The 16,293-nt window shown below is 65.9% G+C and carries 13 protein-coding genes; all 13 read right to left on the bottom strand.

Translation table 11 applies throughout. From position 1 onward, the window contains the following. Positions 1-27 precede the first annotated feature (27 nt). Positions 28-1,011 (bottom strand): cell division protein FtsQ/DivIB, encoded by a 984-nt coding sequence (locus tag KY499_RS04935; protein WP_219886356.1) that lies wholly within the window; start codon positions 1,009-1,011, stop codon positions 28-30. After that, on the bottom strand, positions 1,004-2,404 hold the full coding sequence (gene murC / locus KY499_RS04940; RefSeq protein ID WP_219886358.1) for a UDP-N-acetylmuramate--L-alanine ligase: 1,401 nt from the start codon (positions 2,402-2,404) through the stop codon (positions 1,004-1,006). Before murC ends, KY499_RS04935 begins: the two co-directional genes overlap by 8 nt. Then, complete coding sequence (locus KY499_RS04945; RefSeq protein ID WP_123256331.1) at positions 2,401-3,519, bottom strand: glycosyltransferase; 1,119 nt, start codon at positions 3,517-3,519, stop codon at positions 2,401-2,403. Before KY499_RS04945 ends, murC begins: the two co-directional genes overlap by 4 nt. A gap of 6 nt (positions 3,520-3,525) precedes the next feature. Beyond that, complete coding sequence (gene ftsW / locus KY499_RS04950; protein ID WP_219886360.1) at positions 3,526-5,049, bottom strand: putative lipid II flippase FtsW; 1,524 nt, start codon at positions 5,047-5,049, stop codon at positions 3,526-3,528. A gap of 2 nt (positions 5,050-5,051) precedes the next feature. Further along, the gene (murD, locus tag KY499_RS04955; protein ID WP_123256329.1) at positions 5,052-6,653 is read right to left on the bottom strand and encodes a UDP-N-acetylmuramoyl-L-alanine--D-glutamate ligase; all 1,602 of its coding nucleotides are present in this window, start codon (positions 6,651-6,653) and stop codon (positions 5,052-5,054) included. Further along, entirely contained in the window at positions 6,635-7,741 is a 1,107-nt protein-coding gene (gene mraY / locus KY499_RS04960; protein WP_123256328.1) for a phospho-N-acetylmuramoyl-pentapeptide-transferase, read from the bottom strand. Before mraY ends, murD begins: the two co-directional genes overlap by 19 nt. Further along, entirely contained in the window at positions 7,738-9,249 is a 1,512-nt protein-coding gene (murF, locus tag KY499_RS04965; protein ID WP_123256327.1) for a UDP-N-acetylmuramoyl-tripeptide--D-alanyl-D-alanine ligase, read from the bottom strand. The genes mraY and murF overlap by 4 nt, the downstream gene beginning before the upstream one ends. Positions 9,250-9,255: 6 nt before the next feature. Beyond that, a complete protein-coding gene (locus tag KY499_RS04970; protein ID WP_258190969.1) occupies positions 9,256-10,908 on the bottom strand; it encodes a UDP-N-acetylmuramoyl-L-alanyl-D-glutamate--2,6-diaminopimelate ligase in 1,653 nt (550 codons plus the stop codon). A 122-nt stretch (positions 10,909-11,030) separates the two neighbouring features. Then, complete coding sequence (locus tag KY499_RS04975; protein WP_183164578.1) at positions 11,031-12,833, bottom strand: penicillin-binding protein 2; 1,803 nt, start codon at positions 12,831-12,833, stop codon at positions 11,031-11,033. A gap of 42 nt (positions 12,834-12,875) precedes the next feature. Next, a complete protein-coding gene (locus KY499_RS04980; RefSeq protein ID WP_219886362.1) occupies positions 12,876-13,544 on the bottom strand; it encodes a hypothetical protein in 669 nt (222 codons plus the stop codon). After that, positions 13,541-14,539 (bottom strand): 16S rRNA (cytosine(1402)-N(4))-methyltransferase RsmH, encoded by a 999-nt coding sequence (gene rsmH / locus KY499_RS04985; protein WP_219886364.1) that lies wholly within the window; start codon positions 14,537-14,539, stop codon positions 13,541-13,543. Before rsmH ends, KY499_RS04980 begins: the two co-directional genes overlap by 4 nt. Before the next feature lie 187 nt (positions 14,540-14,726). Further along, the gene (mraZ, locus tag KY499_RS04990) at positions 14,727-15,155 is read right to left on the bottom strand and encodes a division/cell wall cluster transcriptional repressor MraZ (RefSeq protein ID WP_123256323.1); all 429 of its coding nucleotides are present in this window, start codon (positions 15,153-15,155) and stop codon (positions 14,727-14,729) included. A 457-nt stretch (positions 15,156-15,612) separates the two neighbouring features. Continuing rightward, positions 15,613-15,987, bottom strand: coding sequence for a DUF3040 domain-containing protein (locus KY499_RS04995; RefSeq protein WP_123256322.1), 375 nt, complete (start codon positions 15,985-15,987; stop codon positions 15,613-15,615). Between the last annotated feature and the right edge of the window lie 306 nt (positions 15,988-16,293).

The raw sequence follows: 16,293 nt of genomic DNA on the forward strand, positions 1-16,293 counted from the left end.
GCGGACCGCGGTTCGGCTGATCCGATGCTACCGGGTCACGGGGCGCCGTGGCACACTGACATCGTAAACCTGGACCGGGTTCTTCGGATCAGCCGGCACCGTCAGGAGCGCTGCGAGGACCCGGGCTTTGAGTTCCTTCTCCCCCGCGTTACCCCACACGATTTTCTGTCCGTCAGCAAGTTTAAGCTCGACGGCGTCAACTGACGCGGCCGAGGCATCCGAGAGTTTCGCGAGCACATCCGCCGGCAGCGCCCCCAGCACCGCGGTGATGGCGCTGAAGAGCTCGCTGTCGATGGGAGCGCCTGCGGCTTCACCGCCACTGTCGATCACCGGCAACGCGACGGCGGCCGGGTCGGCGGTGGTACTGAGCTGTACGCCTTCGACGTCCACCAGCTGGTAATTCCCGCCCTGTTTGACCAGTGCTACCGGAGATCGTTCGGTAATGCGGACCTGCAGCGTCGAGGGCGGGCGAGCCTGCGTATCGACGTCCTTGATGGCCACGAGGGGCTTCAACAGGGCAGCAACATCGGCGTCACTGATTTGCGGCAAGGGTTTGCCCTGCAGCGGCGCAAGCGCGGTCTGGATCTGTTCCGCGCCCAACAGTTTGTTCCCCTCCACAGAGATGGTCCGCAGGGCGAGCCACGGCGAAAAGACGGCGGCGGCAACGATCGAGGCCGTCAGCACCGTGATGACGCCGACGACGGACAGGACGACGCGTCTGCGGCGTTTTGCCTTCGGTTCCGGAAACGACAGCACGTTGTCGCGGGCGATGTCCGGCGGAGTCTTCCCAACGCTGTCCCCGACACTCTTGCGGACGCTGTCCGGGAGGGGATCGTGCCGTGTGCCCGACCGGCTATTGCGGCCGGGCGTGCCCGGATCACGGCTGGCTCCAGGTTCCACCGGGTGGTCCGCCGCCGACTTGGACGCCGAGATCGTCGCGGGCTCGTCCCCGCCGGCGGGCGGGGCAGGCCTCTGGGCCGCCCTGTAGGTCGGGCGGCGCGTGCTAGCCACCGGACGTCTCCTTGGACAGGGCCTGGACAATCATGGGCCCGTACGCCGTGACGTCACCGGCGCCGGCGGTCAGTACGATATCCCCCGGCGCCGCGACGGCCAGGACTGCCTGGATGGCTTCGGCGTCGGGGCCGGTAAGCCTGCCGCCGCTGCCGAGGTGCTCGGCGATCAGCCCGCTGGTGACCCCGGGGATGGGGTCCTCGCGGGCCGGATAGATATCCAGAACCAGCGCCGTGTCGGCTGCATTCAGGGCCTCGGCGAATTCACGGGCGAATTCACGGGTCCGGGAGAACAGATGCGGCTGGAAAAGTACATGAACCCGGTGCCCGCCGGCGACCGCCCGGGCCGCGGACAGCGCGGCCCGGACTTCGGTGGGGTGATGGGCGTAGTCGTCGTACACCCGGACGCCACGACCGCTGCCTTTGAACTCGAAGCGGCGGGAGGCCCCGCCGAAGTCGGCCAGGGCAGCGGCCGCGGCGCCGGGCTGGACGCCGAGTTCGAGTGCGACTGCGAAGGCCGCGGCGGCGTTGAGCGCGTTGTGCCGGCCCGGGACCTGAAGGTCAACGGGGAACTTGCCTGCCGGCGTCGAAATCGAGACTTTCCCGGGTCCGTCGTCCTGGAGCCTGACCTGGACGTCGCCGGAGGTGCCGTAGAGGACCACCCGCGTGTTGCCGCGCGCCAGCGTCCGGTCGGCCAGTGCCCGGGCGCCCTCATCATCAGCGCACGCAATAAGTACGCCGTCGGCGGGCAGCAACTCCGTGAAGCGGTCAAAGGAGGCGTAGACCGCCTCGGCGGTGCCGTAGTAGTCAAGGTGGTCCGGTTCGACGTTCGTCACGACGGCAATCTGCGGGCGGTAGTTCAGGAAGGAGCCATCCGACTCATCCGCTTCGGCGACAAAGATCCCGGAAGTGCCGTTTGCCGCGTTGACGCCGAGCGCCGGGACGTTGGCGCCGATTGCGAAGGACGGGTCCAGCCCGGCACCCTGCAGCAATACGGTGACCATCGACGTCGTCGTGGACTTGCCGTGCGTCCCCGCGACCGTGACCGCCGTGTCATCCGCCATGGTCGCTGCCAGCCCCTCGGAGCGGTGCAGCACGGGCAGTCCGGCGGCCCGGGCGGCCGCCAGTTCCGGATTGTCAGTGCGGATTGCCGAGCCGGCCACGACCGTCTGGGCATCCCCCAGGTTTCCGGAGTCGTAGCCCACGGCAATCCTGGCGCCCGCAGCCGCCAGATCCGCCATGACCGGCAGGTCTTTGGCGTCCGAACCGCTCACAGGGACACCCCGCGCCACCATGATGCGGGCGACGGCGGACATGCCCACCCCGCCGATGCCAATGAAATGCACACGACCGAGGGATTCAAGGGTTCGGGTGCCGTTGTTGTTGGTGGTCATCGATTTACCGCTTCCTGCTGAGCCACGTCAAGGACCAGTTCGGCCATCCGCTGGTCCGCGTTCCTGATTCCGAGCCCCTCGGCGTTGGCAGCCATCCGGGCCAGCCGGTCCCTGTCCAGGAGCAGCGGAATGATGTTCTCCCGGACCCATTCAGGGGTGAAGCCGCCGTCGTCCACGATCAGTGCGCCTCCGGCCTCGACCAGCCCGGCGGCGTTGAGGGCCTGTTCGCCGTTGCCGATCGGGAGGGGGACGAAAACGGCCGGTACTCCGACGGCAGCTGCTTCGCACACCGTCGCTGCGCCGGCACGGGCGACCAGCAGGTCCGCGGCGGCATAGACGGACTCCATGCCGTCCACGTACTCAACCTGCCGGTAGCCCGGGGCGGCCAGCGGCTGGCCGCTGGGATCATGCACGGTCTTATCGCGGCCGGTGATGTGCAGGGTCTGGACGCCGGCGGCCGTGAGGGCATCAACGGTCGCTGCGAGGGTCTTGTTGATGCTCTGGGCCCCCGAGGAACCGCCCGTGACGATCAGGACAGGTCCCAGCGGGTCAAGTCCGAGGGCGGTCCGTGCCGCGGCCTGGGCCGCGCTGCGCTGCAGACCTGAAATTTCAGGACGCATCGGCATCCCGACGTGGCGTGCTCCGCGCAGCCGCGTCCCGGCGAACGCGACAGCCACGCTGGCACCCAGAAGGGCCCCGACGCGGTTAGCCAGCCCCGGCCGGGTGTTGGCCTCATGGACCACGATCGGGATCCTGCGGCGCCGGGCGGCGAGGTACATCGGTGTGCACACGTATCCTCCGACACCAACCAGCACGTTGGCCCCGGCACTGTCCAGGACCGCACCGGCCTGCCGTACGGCACCGGCCAGCCGGCCAGGGAGCCGCAGCAGATCCAGGGTCGGCCGGCGCGGAAACGGGACACGGCTGATGGTGGCGAGCTCCAGCCCGGCCGCCGGCACGAGCCGGGTCTCCATCCCGGCGGGGGTCCCCACGGCCAGCAGCCGGATTCCGGGACGGGCCAGACGGAGGGCGCCGGCGATGGCCAGCAACGGGCTGATGTGCCCGGCGGTTCCTCCGCCGGCAAGGACTACGGACAACGGCGACTCGGTATTCATAACGGGCTAGGTACGCTTTCGTGCGGAACTGGACGATGCAGGGCTCTTGGAGACACGGGCACCGGACGGGGAGCGGGCCGGGGCGGAGTTGCTCGCTCTGGCCGGCGTCGGCGCTGTCGTCGACTGTGTGGCTGCCGTCTTGCCGGAACGCGGCGTGGGCGGCCGCTGCTTTGTGGCAGCCGCCGGAACCGCTGCGCCTGCCTTCGGGCGCCCGCTGCGCGCCGCGAAGCGCCGTGGGAGCTTGATGCCGAAAAGGCGCCTGTGCTGCATGCCGGGCGCCATCTGTGCACGCGCCAGGGATAAGACGACGCCGATCGCGCACAGCGACATCAGCAGCGCAGAGCCGCCGTAGGAGATAAACGGCAGCGGGATGCCGACCACGGGCGCCAGCCCGGTGACAACAGCCATGTTGACCGTGGCCTGACCCAGCAGCCAGACCATGATTGTGCCGGCCAGTACCCGGTGGAACATGTCTTTCTGGGCGACAACCACGCGGTAGATCGCCGTGCCGAGGATAGCGAAGAGCACCAGGACGACGAAGGTGCCGACGAGCCCGAGTTCTTCGCCAATGATGGCGAAGATGAAGTCGTTGTGCGCCTCCGGGATCCAACTGTACTTCTGCCGGCTCTGGCCGAGTCCGACGCCGAACCAGCCGCCGGAAGCAAGGCCGTACAGGCCGTTGGTGGATTGGTAGTTCACATCCGAGCCGTCGGCACAGGTCTGTCCCGTCCACGACAGGATGCGGCAGACACGGTTGGGACTAGTGATCGCGAGGATGCCGGCGCAAATGGCCAGCCCCACGCCGGAAATCAGGAACACATACAGCCGGACCCCGGCGAAGAACAGCGCCGCAGCGGTGATGATCATCACGATCATCGCGGTGCCGAGGTCGTTACCGGCCAGGATAAGTCCGATGATCACGACGGCCCCCGGAGCAACCGGGATCAGTGCGTGCTTGGACTGGCCCAGAAGATTGGACTTGCGGTGCAGCACCGTGGCCATCCACAGTGCCAGGGCCAGTTTGGAGGCCTCGGACGGCTGAAAAGTGAACGGCCCGATGTCGATCCAGTTCTGGTTTCCGAGCGCGCTGCGCCCGACCAGGAGCACGAGCATCAACAGGATGACCGCCGCTCCGTAGGCCGGCCAGGCAAACCGTTTGAGCCACACTACGTTGACCCGGGTCAGCACCATCATGGCGACCAGCCCGATGCAGGCGAACATGCCCTGTTTCAGGGCGGCCGAGTAGGGCGACTCGCCGGCGGCGATGGCTTCCACGCTGGATGCCGACAGCACCATCATGATGCCGATCGCCGTCAGGGCCAGGGTGGAACCGAGGATCAGATAATAGGTCGAGCCGTTGCTGGACTTCCCTGTTCCCTCCAGCGCCGCCCAAAACGAGCGGTACGAGCGGCGCACAACTGCTGCCGGCCGGTTATCACGGGCTGCACCCGGCTTGCCCGCGGGATTGCCCCGGCCCGCTCCGGCGGTGCCGGACCTGGCCGTCGTCGTGCGTGTGGGCGTGCTGACCACTGTTACTCCTCGCTGGTCTGAGCCTGCCCTTCCTCGAGCCCGCGGACGGCTTCGATGAAGGCATCACCACGATGAGCGTAGGAAGAGAACTGGTCCATGGAAGCAGCCGCCGGGGCCAGCAGCACCGTGTCCCCGGAAACGGCCAGCTGCGCCGCCGCGGCGACGGCCTGGGCCATCACAGCCCCGCCGGAAACCGGCGATGGCGCTGCGTCGGCGTCGGCCGTTCCGGCAGTCTGCACCGTCCCAGTGTCGCCCGTTGCCGAACCGATTACCGGGACATCCGGTGCGTGTCGCTGCAGCGCTGCCCGAAGGCCACTGGAGTCCGCACCGATCAGGACAACGGCCTTGAGCCGGTCCGTGTGTTCCCGGACCAGTTCGTCGTAGTTCACTCCCTTGGACAGCCCGCCGGCGATCCAGACGACGTTGTGGAAGGCGGACAACGACGCGGCGGCGGCGTGTGGATTGGTCGCTTTGGAGTCGTTGACCCAGAGGACACCGTTGCGACGGGCGACGGGCTGGATGCGGTGGTCTCCAGGCAGGTAGTTCTGCAGGCCCAAACGAACGGCGGACGGCGGGACGCCGTACGCGCGGACCAGGCCTGCGGCGGCGAGGGCGTTGGCAACAGTGTGCCGTGGCGCGCCGGCCCCAAAGTCGGACATGGCTGCCAGTTCGGCGGCGCTGTCCTTGCGCTCGGGGATAAACGCGCGGTCCACGAGGAGGCCTTCGACGACGCCGAGCATGCTGACGGCAGGAGTCAGTGTGGTAAATCCGACGGCCCGGCAGCCCTCGACAACGTCGGCGTCCTCGACCATGCGTTCGGTTTCGATTTGCTCCGCGTTGAAGATGCAGGCCGTCCGGGTGTTGGCGTACACCTTGGCCTTGTCTGCCAGGTAGGAGGCATACGAGCCGTGCCAGTCCACATGGTCTTCGGCGACATTGAGGCACACGCTGGCGACGGGCGAGACGGAATGGCTCCAGTGCAGCTGGAAGCTCGAGAGCTCCACGGCCAGGACGTCGTAGTCAACCGGGTCGCGCAGGGCATCCAGGATCGGGGTCCCCACATTGCCGACGGCGATGGCTTTGAGCCCGGCGGCCTGCAGCATCGATTCGGTCATGCCCACTGTGGTGGTCTTGCCGTTGGTGCCTGTGATGGTGAGCCAGTCAGCCGTCTTCCGGCCTTTCCGTTCGCGCACCCGCCAGGCGAGTTCGACGTCGCCCCACACCGGGATATGCGCCCGGACGGCGGCAGCCAACAGCGACTGGTCCGGCCTCCAGCCCGGCGAAGTGACGATCAGGTCCGGCTTCTGTCCGTCGACCTTGGGGATCGTCTCCACAGCATTTCCGCCCAGCAGGACATCGGCCGCACCGACAATCCTTAGCGTGTCAGCCTGTGCCTGCGCCTTCGGGCTGGTGGCGGCGTCCACCACCACCACCCTCGCGCCGAGTTCGATGAGGGTGTCTGCGGCGGCGAAGCCGGAAACACCGATGCCGGTCACGACCACGCGCAGCCCGGCCCAGTCCGCGTCCCAGGTCTGCAGGTCGTGGAGCCGGGGAGAGGTTGTCAGCGGCTCGGGGATCGTTCCGGTCACAGGAGGACCACCCATTCTGCGTAGAAAATTCCAAGGCCCGCAGCGACGGACAGTCCGCCCAGGATCCAGAACCGCACAACAACGGTGACTTCGGCCCAGCCCTTGAGCTCGAAATGGTGCTGCAGCGGCGCCATCTTGAAGAACCGCTTGCCCTTTGTGATCTTGAAGTAGCCCACCTGGATGATGACGGACAGGGTGATGAGGACAAACAACCCGCCGATGAAGGCCAGCAGTAGTTCGGTCCGGGAGAGGATGGCGAACCCGGCGACGGCACCGCCGATGGCCAGTGAGCCGGTATCCCCCATAAAGATCTTGGCCGGTGAGGTGTTCCACCAGAGGAAGCCAACCAGCGCGGCGCTCAGGATCGCGGCCAGCAGGGCCAGGTCCAGGGGGTCGCGGACCACATAGCAGCCGCCGGTCTGGCGGGGCGAACCGCAGGCCTGGTTGTTCTGCCAGATGCCCATAACCGTGTAGGCGCCGAAGACCATCACCGATGCCCCGGCGGCTAGACCGTCGAGACCGTCGGTGAGGTTGACCCCGTTGGTGGCCGCGGTGACAATCAGGTTGGACCACAGGACGAAGAGGATGGCGCCGACCACGGTGCCGCCGAAGGCCAGGTCCAGCCACGGTATGTCGCGGACCAGGGATATTTGGGTTGACGCGGGGGTCACACCGTCGGCGTTGGGGAAATTCAGGGCCAGGACGGCGAAGATAATGCCGACGGCAGCCTGCAGGATGAGTTTGGCCTTGGCGTCGAGTCCGAGGCTGCGCTGCTTGGAAATCTTGATGAAGTCGTCAAGGAACCCGACCAGGCCCATGCCGACCATCAGGAAGAGCAACAGCATCGCCGACACTGTCGGTCCCGGAGACTTCGGGTTCATCAGCCACATGATCAGATGCGTGAGTCCGTAGCTGGCGAGGACCGCCAGAACCACAACGGTGCCGCCCATGGTGGGGGTGCCGCGCTTGGTGTGATGCGACGTCGGGCCGTCGTCCCGGATGAATTGCCCGTAGCTCTTCCGGACCAGGAGCCGGATGAACAGCGGGGTGCCCACAAAGGCGAAGAGCAGGGCCATGCCTGCGCCCATCAGCAGTGCAATCACAGCGGCGCACTCCCTTCAGTGGCGGTTTCGGCATTCGTTGGGGGGATGTGTGGGGGTAATGCTATCCGATCACCCAGATGTCGCAGCCCGATGCCATTGGAAGACTTAAAGAGGACCAGATCGCCCGGCCGGAGTTCGGCCTGGAGGAACCCATAGGCCTCCTCGGCAGTCTCGGCGAAGGCGCATTCGTCCCCCCACGATCCTTCCTGGACGGCGGAAACGTACAGCGAGCGTGCCTCCCGCCCGACAACGAGCAGGCGGGAGATGTTAAGCCGTACCACTTGGGTTCCGACGGCGGTGTGCTCGGCAATGGAGTCCGGGCCAAGTTCCAGCATGGCGCCCAGGACCGCCCACGTGCGGCGTCCGCGTCCGAGGTCGGCGAGGGTGCGCAGGGCTGCCCGCATGGATTCTGGGTTGGCGTTGTAGGCGTCGTTAATGACGGTGACCCCGTCGGCCCGCTCGGTGCGCTCCATTCGCCACCGGCTTGCGGCGGTCTGCGCGTTGAGCGAGTCGGCGATCTGTGCGCCGGGGATGCCGGCCGCGTGGGCCGCCGCTGCAGCAGCCAGGAGATTGCCGGTGTGGTGCACACCGATCAGCCCGCTCACGATGTGGCGGCCGGTGGTTTCTCCCGGCAGAATGAGGTCGAATTCGGGGTGTCCGGCGGCGGTCAGTTCGACATTCCCGGCTTGGACCCGGGCCGGTTGGACGCCGCTAACCGGCTGGGCGGTGTACCCGAGGATCTGTGCCGCAGTCCGGGGGGCCATGGCCGCGACCCTGGCGTCGTCGAGGTTCAACACGGCGGTGCCGCCGCTCTGGAGCGCCTCGACGAGTTCGCCCTTGGCAGCGGCGATATTGTCGATCCCGCCGAATTCGCCGGCGTGGGCTGAGCCGACGAAGAGGACCACGCCAATATCCGGACGGACCATATCTGCGAGGTAGCGGATATGGCCGATCCCGGTGGCGCCCATCTCAATCACGAGGTAGCGGGTGTCATAGCCGGCCTTGAACACGGTCAGTGGGACGCCGATTTCGCCATTGTAGGAGCCCTGCGGGGCAACCGTTGTGCCGTCGGTAGCGCCATCGGCGTCCGTCCGGGCAGAGAGAATGCCGGCCAGCAGGTCCTTTGTTGTGGTCTTTCCAGCCGAGCCGGTGATTCCGATGACGGTCAGTGCCGCACCGTCAGCGGCACGGCGGGCCCGGATCCGCCGGACGGATTCCGCCGCCAGCGCTCCCATGGCCAGGACCGAGTCCTTGACGATAACGGCGGGATAGTTCACTCCGGCGGTGCCGGCGACCTCGCGTTCCACGAGGGCCAGGACGGCGCCGCGGTCGAATGCGGCCGCGACGAAGTCGTGGCCGTCGGCCTTCTCCCCCGGTTTTGCCACGTAAAGGGAACCCGCCGTTGCCTCGCGGGAGTCGGTCACGACGGAACCAGGGGTGATCCCGGGTTCCGCTGCGAGCCTGCCATCGGTTATGTCGGCGATTTCCGCCGCTGTAAGTGCAATCATCTCGGTTTAGGACTCTATCCGCTGGTCTGTGAGAACGGTGAATCCGTGTGCTGTCAATGCGTTCCGGAGCTCGACCCTGTCATCCAAGGGAAGGTTGACACCCTTGACTTCCTGCCATACTTCGTGGCCGCGGCCGGCCACGAGGATGGTGTCCTGCGGGCCTGCCATTTCCACTGCTTTCCGGATGGCTGCCTCCCGCGGGAAGACTTCCAGGACAGTGCAGTCCAGGTCTTCCGCGTCGTTTGCCCCGCGGGCCCCCGCCAGCACATCCCTGCGGATGCCTGCCGCGTCCTCGTCATGCGGATCGTCATCACTGACGATCACGATGTCGGCCAGCCTCGCCGCAATGGCTCCCATGGCGGGACGCTTGCTTTGGTCGCGCTGGCCTGTGGCGCCGAAGACCGTGATCACCCTGGAGCCGGGCTCCGGGGACCGCACGGCCTCGAGCGCCCGGGCGAGGGCGTCCGGGTTGTGGGCGAAGTCGACCACGGCTGCAGGGGCGGTGGAGATGAGCTGCATCCGGCCGGGGACCGCAACGGTGAAGGGGTCGGCGCTGTCCAGGGCGGCCTGCACGGCGGCGGCATCGTGTCCGCCGGCGAGCACCATAACGGTGGCCAGTGCGGCGTTGGCGACGTTGAAGCCTCCGGGCAGCCCCGTGTGGACGCGAAGTTCGGTCCCGTCACGGTGCCGAAGCCTGAATTCGGTGCCGAGGCCCCGGGCTGCAGGATTGAGGACGCGCCAGTCCGCGCCGTCCGCACCCGCGACAGCGGCCGCAGCGGTCCCCGGTGCAACCGTAAGGGTCGTCACGGGGATTGTTGATGAGGCCGCAAGCTCGGCTCCCCAGTCGTCGTCGACCGTCACAACAGCGGCGCGGGCGCGCCCGGGAGTGAACAACTCGGCCTTGGTGTGGAAATACTCCTCCATCGTCCCGTGCAGGTCCAGATGGTCCTGGGTGAGGTTGGTGAAGCCCGCTACGTCGAACAGCACCCCGTCAACGCGGTGGAAAGACAAAGCATGCGAGGAAACTTCCATGGAGGCGGCGTCGAGCCCGCGTTCACGCATCAGCCCCAGCAGCGCGTGCACATCCGTGGATTCGGGGGTCGTGAGAAGGCTCGGGATCGGCGCCCCGCCGGCCAGAATCTCGATCGTACCAATCAGCCCGGTTCGCTGTCCGAGCGCTTCAAGCAGGGCGTTGATGAAATAGGTCGTCGTGGTCTTGCCGTTGGTTCCGGTGACCCCGAACAGCACCGGCGCGCCGGACTGGCTCCGGTAGATGAGCGCGGCCACCGTGCCCACCAGGCTGCGCGGTTCGTCGGCAATCAGTACCGGGACCGGCACGTCGGTGGAGAGCGCCAGCAGCCGTGCGCCGGCGTCGTCCGTCAACACGGCGACGGCACCCGCGTCAACGGCCTGGCCCACGAAGTCGGCACCGTGCCGGACGGCGCCCGGCAGTGCCACGTACAGGTCCCCCGGCAGGATCGCCCGGGAGTTGAGTGAAATCCCGGTGACCCGGGTTGAGCCTGCAGCGCCGGGAACGACGACGCCGATCGCCTCGCCGATGGTATCCAGCCGCACTGCGGCTACCGTTTCAGGCCGGAAGCCAGAGGCGGACTCTTGGCCGGACGTCGCGGACACGTCGGGGGCATTGAGGTCTGACAAAGGGACTCTCCATTGTGGGGCTAGCGGATCTCGCGCTGCGGGCGGGGGCATGCTTCGGCCCGCAGGGCACTGGGGTGTGGCGCTGGATCACAGCACCGACGGGCGGCGCTGCATTTCAAATGCTACCCGGCGAACTGCGGCAGCCTGGCGGGTTCGCCCGTGGACGGCTGGACGTTGAACATCCGGAGCGTCTGGCCCATCACCGAACGGAAAACCGGTCCGTTGGAGATTCCGTAGATGCTGCCCTTGGGCCGCTGCAGGACCACTTCAACAATAAACCGAGGATCGTCCATCGGTGCCATCCCGACCATCGAGGCCGTGAAACCGCAGAAGCCCGAGGTGCCATCGTCGCAGGGCGACTGGGACGTTCCGGTCTTCGCCCCAACCCGGTAGCCGTCAACCGCGGCTTCCTTGATCTGGCCTTCGGTCACGGCGCTCTCCAGGATGTCACGGACCTGCCGGGCGGTCTCCGGGGAAACGACCCGCCGCGGTTCCTTGGGCGCCACCTTTTCTTCGGTTCCGTCGGGGTCGATGTAACCATCGATCAGCCTCGGCTGCAGCATCACTCCGTCATTGGCGATGCTTTGGTAGGCACGGACGGTCTGGAGCGTTGACTGTGAGACACCCTGGCCGAAGAGCACGGTGTATTGCTGGCGGCCGTCCCACTCATCGGCAGGCGCAAGAATCCCGGCGGACTCGGCCGGCAGACCGATGTCGGGAGCCTCTCCGATCCCGAACTTGCGCAGCCAGTCGTGGCGTTGGTCCTTGCTGAGCCGCTGGCCCACCATGACGGTTCCGGTGTTCATCGACCAGCCCAGGATTCCGGCCAGGGTCCGTTCCTCAGTGCCGTGCTCGAAGGCATCGCTGAACGTCTGACCATCGACGGTGTAAGTCGTCGGGATGGTGAACGTGTCAAGCGGACTCGATTTGCCTTCTTCGATCACGGCGGCCGCGGTAATCATCTTTTGCACCGAGCCCGGCTCATACGATGCGGTGACCGCACGGACGCCACGGTCCTTGGCGGCCACATTGCCCGGGTCATTTGGATCCGGGGCGTTGGTGTCCGCCATGGCGACGATGTTTCCGGTCTTGATATCGAGCACCACGATCACGCCCCACTCAGCGCTGAGCTTTTCCTTTTGGGTTTGGATCGCCTGCTGTGCGAAGTACTGAAGATCCGAGTTCAGCGTGAGCCTGATGTCCTTGCCGTCCACAGCGGGCGTCAACTGGTCGACGCCGACGGGGATGCGGAGTCCGTCGGCACCAATTTCAAAGAGCCGCTTGCCCGGGGTCCCTTTGAGCACGTCATCCTGGGTCTGCTCCAGTCCGGCCTGCCCGGTGGTTCCGTCGTGCAGGAATCCGACGATCCCGCCGGCGACAGCACCGTTGGGGTAAACCCGTTTGCTGATGCCCTCGGAAACAATGCCGGGAACCCGCAGTTTGGAGACACGATCCTCGACGTCGGGCAGCAGGTCCTTGGCGACGATGTAGTAGCGCTGGGTTCCCGTCAGGGCATCCTCGAGGTCGGCCCGGTCCATGCCGAGCACGGCTGCCAGCTCAGAGATCCCCTGGTCGCGGGAGACCGTGACGAGGGTGTCCTTGCCGTCGACTTGCTCGATCCGCCGGAAGGACTCTGTTTTGGTGTTGACTGTCTGGTCCACCACGACGTTGTAGCGGATGACGCTACTGGCCAGGATCGTTCCGGTTGAGTCCACGATGCTGCCGCGCTCGGCGGGCAATTCGATTGGCGTGAGGCGGTTGTTGAGTGCTGCTTCGGCCATGCCGCCGGTGTCCAGGCCCTGGACGAGGAACAGTTTTCCGCCGACAACCAGCAGGAGGGTCAGCATGAGGGCCAGGCCTACCCGCAACCGTCGTGTCGCGTCGGGCGCTTTCGGCGTCCGTGCCCTGCCGGTTTTTTGCGCCACTGTGTTTCCTTGCTGCTTGCCTTGCTGGTGGTCAGTGGACGGTTACTGTCCGGGAGTCCTCTGCGCGGGGGCCGGGACCGAACCGCCGTGGAGGTCAGTGACTGGTGCCGGGGTCGCTGCCGCGGCTGCGGCTGCGGCAGCGGGGGCCGCGGCTGCGGCAGCTGGTGCGGGATCGGCCGGGATGCGGCTGGCGATCGGTTCCCGGACCGAGGGCGGGGGAACAACCGTGATTTGTCCGGCTACTGCCGGGGCCGCGATGACCGCTCCGGGAGCCTCGCCCTTGACTGCGGGTTTGGCCTTTCCGGTGACGCTCAGCGTCGCGAGATCGATCTGGCCCATACCGACGGCGGCAACCATGCCAAGTTCGGCGGCTTTGGCGGCCAGGTTCTGCGGGGCGTCGAAGTTCTGCACCTGTTGGGTGAGGTCCTGGTTCTGCTTCGTCAGGGCTGTCTGCTGGCCGCGCAACTGCACCAGCTGGTACTGGGCTGCGGAGACGGAGATGTTGAGCACGAGCACGACCATAAGTGCCACGGCGAGGAGCCCAAAGCAGAGCACGACGAAGGGTGCGCGCCGCTTGCGGGGAACGGAGCGGACCAGGGAGAGCGGTGTGCGGGGCCGCTTGGCCGGACCGGTGCCGGGGTTGATGCCGGGCAGAGCTCGGGCAGTGGCGCCCGTGGCAACGGGGTAACTGTTGACGGCGGCGATGCTCATGCGGCTCTCCTGGCCTTGATACGTTCGACGGCGCGGAGCCTGGCGGAGGCAGCGCGGGGGTTTTCGGCGATTTCCACCGGGGTTGGCACCTCGGTGCCCTTTGTCAGGGTCTTCAATTCGGCTTTATGCTCTTCCAACTCCACCGGGAAGCCCAGCGGTGCGGAAGATTTCGAACCGGCCTGGAAGAAGCCCTTGACGATTTTGTCTTCGAGCGAGTGGTAGGACATAACAACCACGCGGCCACCCAGGGCGACCGCCTCAATAGCCGCCGGTACGGCGCGCTCGAGCACGTCCAGTTCCTCGTTGACTTCAATCCGGAGTGCCTGGAAGGTGCGCTTGGCGGGGTGCCCGCCGGACTTGGCGGCGCCGGCCGGGACGACCGAGCGGATCTGTTCGACCAGTTCACCGGTGGTAGCGAAGGGCTTCCCGGCGCGCGCCGCGACGATCCTGTTCGCGATCCTGCCGGCGAACTTCTCCTCTCCCCATTTGCGGATGATCCGCACCAGGTCGTCTTCGCTGTAGTTATTAACGACGTCGGCCGCCGTCTGGCCGCGGCTGGTGTCCATTCGCATGTCCAGCGGCGCATCGAAGGAATATGCGAAGCCGCGTTCACGTTCGTCGAGCTGCAGCGAAGAGACGCCCAGATCCATGAGGACCCCATGAACCTGGGTGAAGCCCAGGTCTGCGAGAACCTCGGGGATTTCGTCGTACACCGCGTGGATGAGGTCCGTGCGCTCCGCAAATGGCTTCAGCCGCTCCCCCGCCAGGGCAAGCGCTTCCTCGTCCCTGTCGATGCCGATGAGGTGAAGGTCGGGAAAGCGCTGCAGCAGGGCTTCCGAGTGACCGCCCATGCCGAGCGTGGCGTCGATAACGACCGGCGTTTCTCCACGGCTTCTTGCGGCCTCGAAACCGGGTGCCAACAAATTGATGCACCGGTCCTTGAGAACCGGTACATGGCGTTCGGACGTTGGCTTTGCGTGGTGAGGGTCCGTCATGCCTTCGTCCTTTCGTGATGCGGTTTGTGAAGTCCGTACTGCCTAATCGGGCCGGTCCTTGATCCAGATCCCCATCCGCCCCAGTCTGGCGTCCGCCTGGCTCCGGGGAAGTGAGTCAGGAAAACAGCCGGCTGGGCGGCTGGAGATCTCAATCAAAGAACGTCGCAGGCGATGGTGGCCCGGGTTTCTAAAGAATCCCCGGGATGGCGTCGTCTGTTTCCGAAAAAGAATCTTCCTTTTCGGCCAGGTATTCATTCCAAGCCCGCGCGTCCCAAATCTCCGCGCGGGACCCTGCTCCGATAACGGCCAGTTCCCGGCCGAGGCCGGCATACTCCCGGAGCGCCGCCGGAATGGTCACGCGCCCCTGCTTGTCAGGTACCTCGTCCGAGGCTCCAGAGAGAAAGACGCGGATATAGTCACGCGCCTGCTTGGAGGAAATTGGAGCCTCCCGCATCTGCTCGTGAATACGGCCGAATTCCGCCTCACTGAAGACGTAGATGCAACGTTCCTGGCCCCTTGTGAGAACCAGTCCGCTGGCAAGCTCCTCACGGAACTTCGCGGGGAGGATAATTCGACCTTTCTCATCCAGACGCGGCGAATGTGTGCCGAGAAACACGGCCCACCACCTGTCTTGTTGAGAAAGCTCAACGTCCCCCTGCTGCCACTACCCTCTTACGTCCTCCACATTACTCCACATCCCTCCACAGTCAACGACACGCCCGGTGCATTTCTGTTGAATTCGCGTTTCTGCCCCCGCTGCACGCCTGTAATGGTGCGGATTGGCGCCGACGGGGCCCAGTGGAGGGAATTTGTATCTCCAACAGCCCTGTCTTCAGCGCTCTCATGCAAGCCGGACCCGTAAAAGCGCGCCGGTGACCATATCCCGCCTTTTGAGCCACAGAATGACTATTTTGTACGGCTTTTCCCAGGCCATTCCCGGGCCGGAGTGGTATTCGTTGGGATTAAACGACAAAAGACCCGCCGAAGCGGGCCTTTCGAAGAGTTTCCGGCATACCGGGTGGTGCGAAGTGGAGGTCTTTGACGGTGCGGAAAACCGGCCCGTTAAGGCCGGGTCAGGACTCTCCGCGATGGCGTTCGTCCCAGCGTTCCTCCAGATTGCTCATAAAGGAACTTCTTGTCTTCCGGGGCTTCCCGGCGGCGTCTCCGGACTTCCCGCCCCCTGCGACCCCGCTGCGCATGGTGGCGAAGTACACGCCGGCGCCCATCACGACGAACCCAAGAACCCCGACGAAGATGTTCTGGAGCCACACCCCGGTCAACAGGAGCAGGATACCCGCGAGAGTACCGAGGACTCCGATCACCAGATGACGGGTGGACCAGGATCGACCCTGGTCAGAACCCATCGAGCTGGCGAACTTGGGATCGTCCTCATGCAGCTGCTTCTCAAGTTGCTCCAGCAACTTCTGTTCGTGCTCCGAGAGCGGCATCACGACCTCCTTAAGTCGGCCGACGCCCGAACGTGACGTGGCCATTGTCCTAATCACCTAACGTCCGGGGTTCGCCGGTGGTTCCCATTCGCCATCTTTGGCCGAAATAAGTTCCACCGTCCCCGGACGCAGTATTTAGGCTGGCCAAGTCGTAGTCCGAACGTCCATCCTGTCGTTCTAAACCTACGTATTAATAAGGATAGTTTGTTGCGCCCTGTTCTGAAAGACACCGCCGCTTGCATCACAGGTGGGAATGCCTCCCTCAACCTGAAAAGCCTGTCCGGAACCGCCCCCGGACATGGCGGA

The sequence above is a fragment of the Arthrobacter sp. PAMC25284 genome (assembly GCF_019443425.1).
Taxonomy (GTDB): Bacteria; Actinomycetota; Actinomycetes; order Actinomycetales; family Micrococcaceae; genus Arthrobacter; species Arthrobacter oryzae_A.

Excerpts from the sequence above, each read along its gene's own strand:
- murC (WP_219886358.1), bottom strand. The coding sequence starts at position 2,404 with ATGACCACCAACAACAACGGCACCCGAACCCTTGAATCCCTCGGTCGT.
- KY499_RS04980 (WP_219886362.1), bottom strand. The coding sequence starts at position 13,544 with ATGAGCATCGCCGCCGTCAACAGTTACCCCGTTGCCACGGGCGCCACT.
- rsmH (WP_219886364.1), bottom strand. The coding sequence starts at position 14,539 with ATGACGGACCCTCACCACGCAAAGCCAACGTCCGAACGCCATGTACCG.
- KY499_RS04995 (WP_123256322.1), bottom strand. The coding sequence starts at position 15,987 with ATGCCGCTCTCGGAGCACGAACAGAAGTTGCTGGAGCAACTTGAGAAG.
- murF (WP_123256327.1), bottom strand. The coding sequence starts at position 9,249 with ATGATTGCACTTACAGCGGCGGAAATCGCCGACATAACCGATGGCAGG.
- KY499_RS04945 (WP_123256331.1), bottom strand. The coding sequence starts at position 3,519 with ATGAATACCGAGTCGCCGTTGTCCGTAGTCCTTGCCGGCGGAGGAACC.
- murD (WP_123256329.1), bottom strand. The coding sequence starts at position 6,653 with ATGGGTGGTCCTCCTGTGACCGGAACGATCCCCGAGCCGCTGACAACC.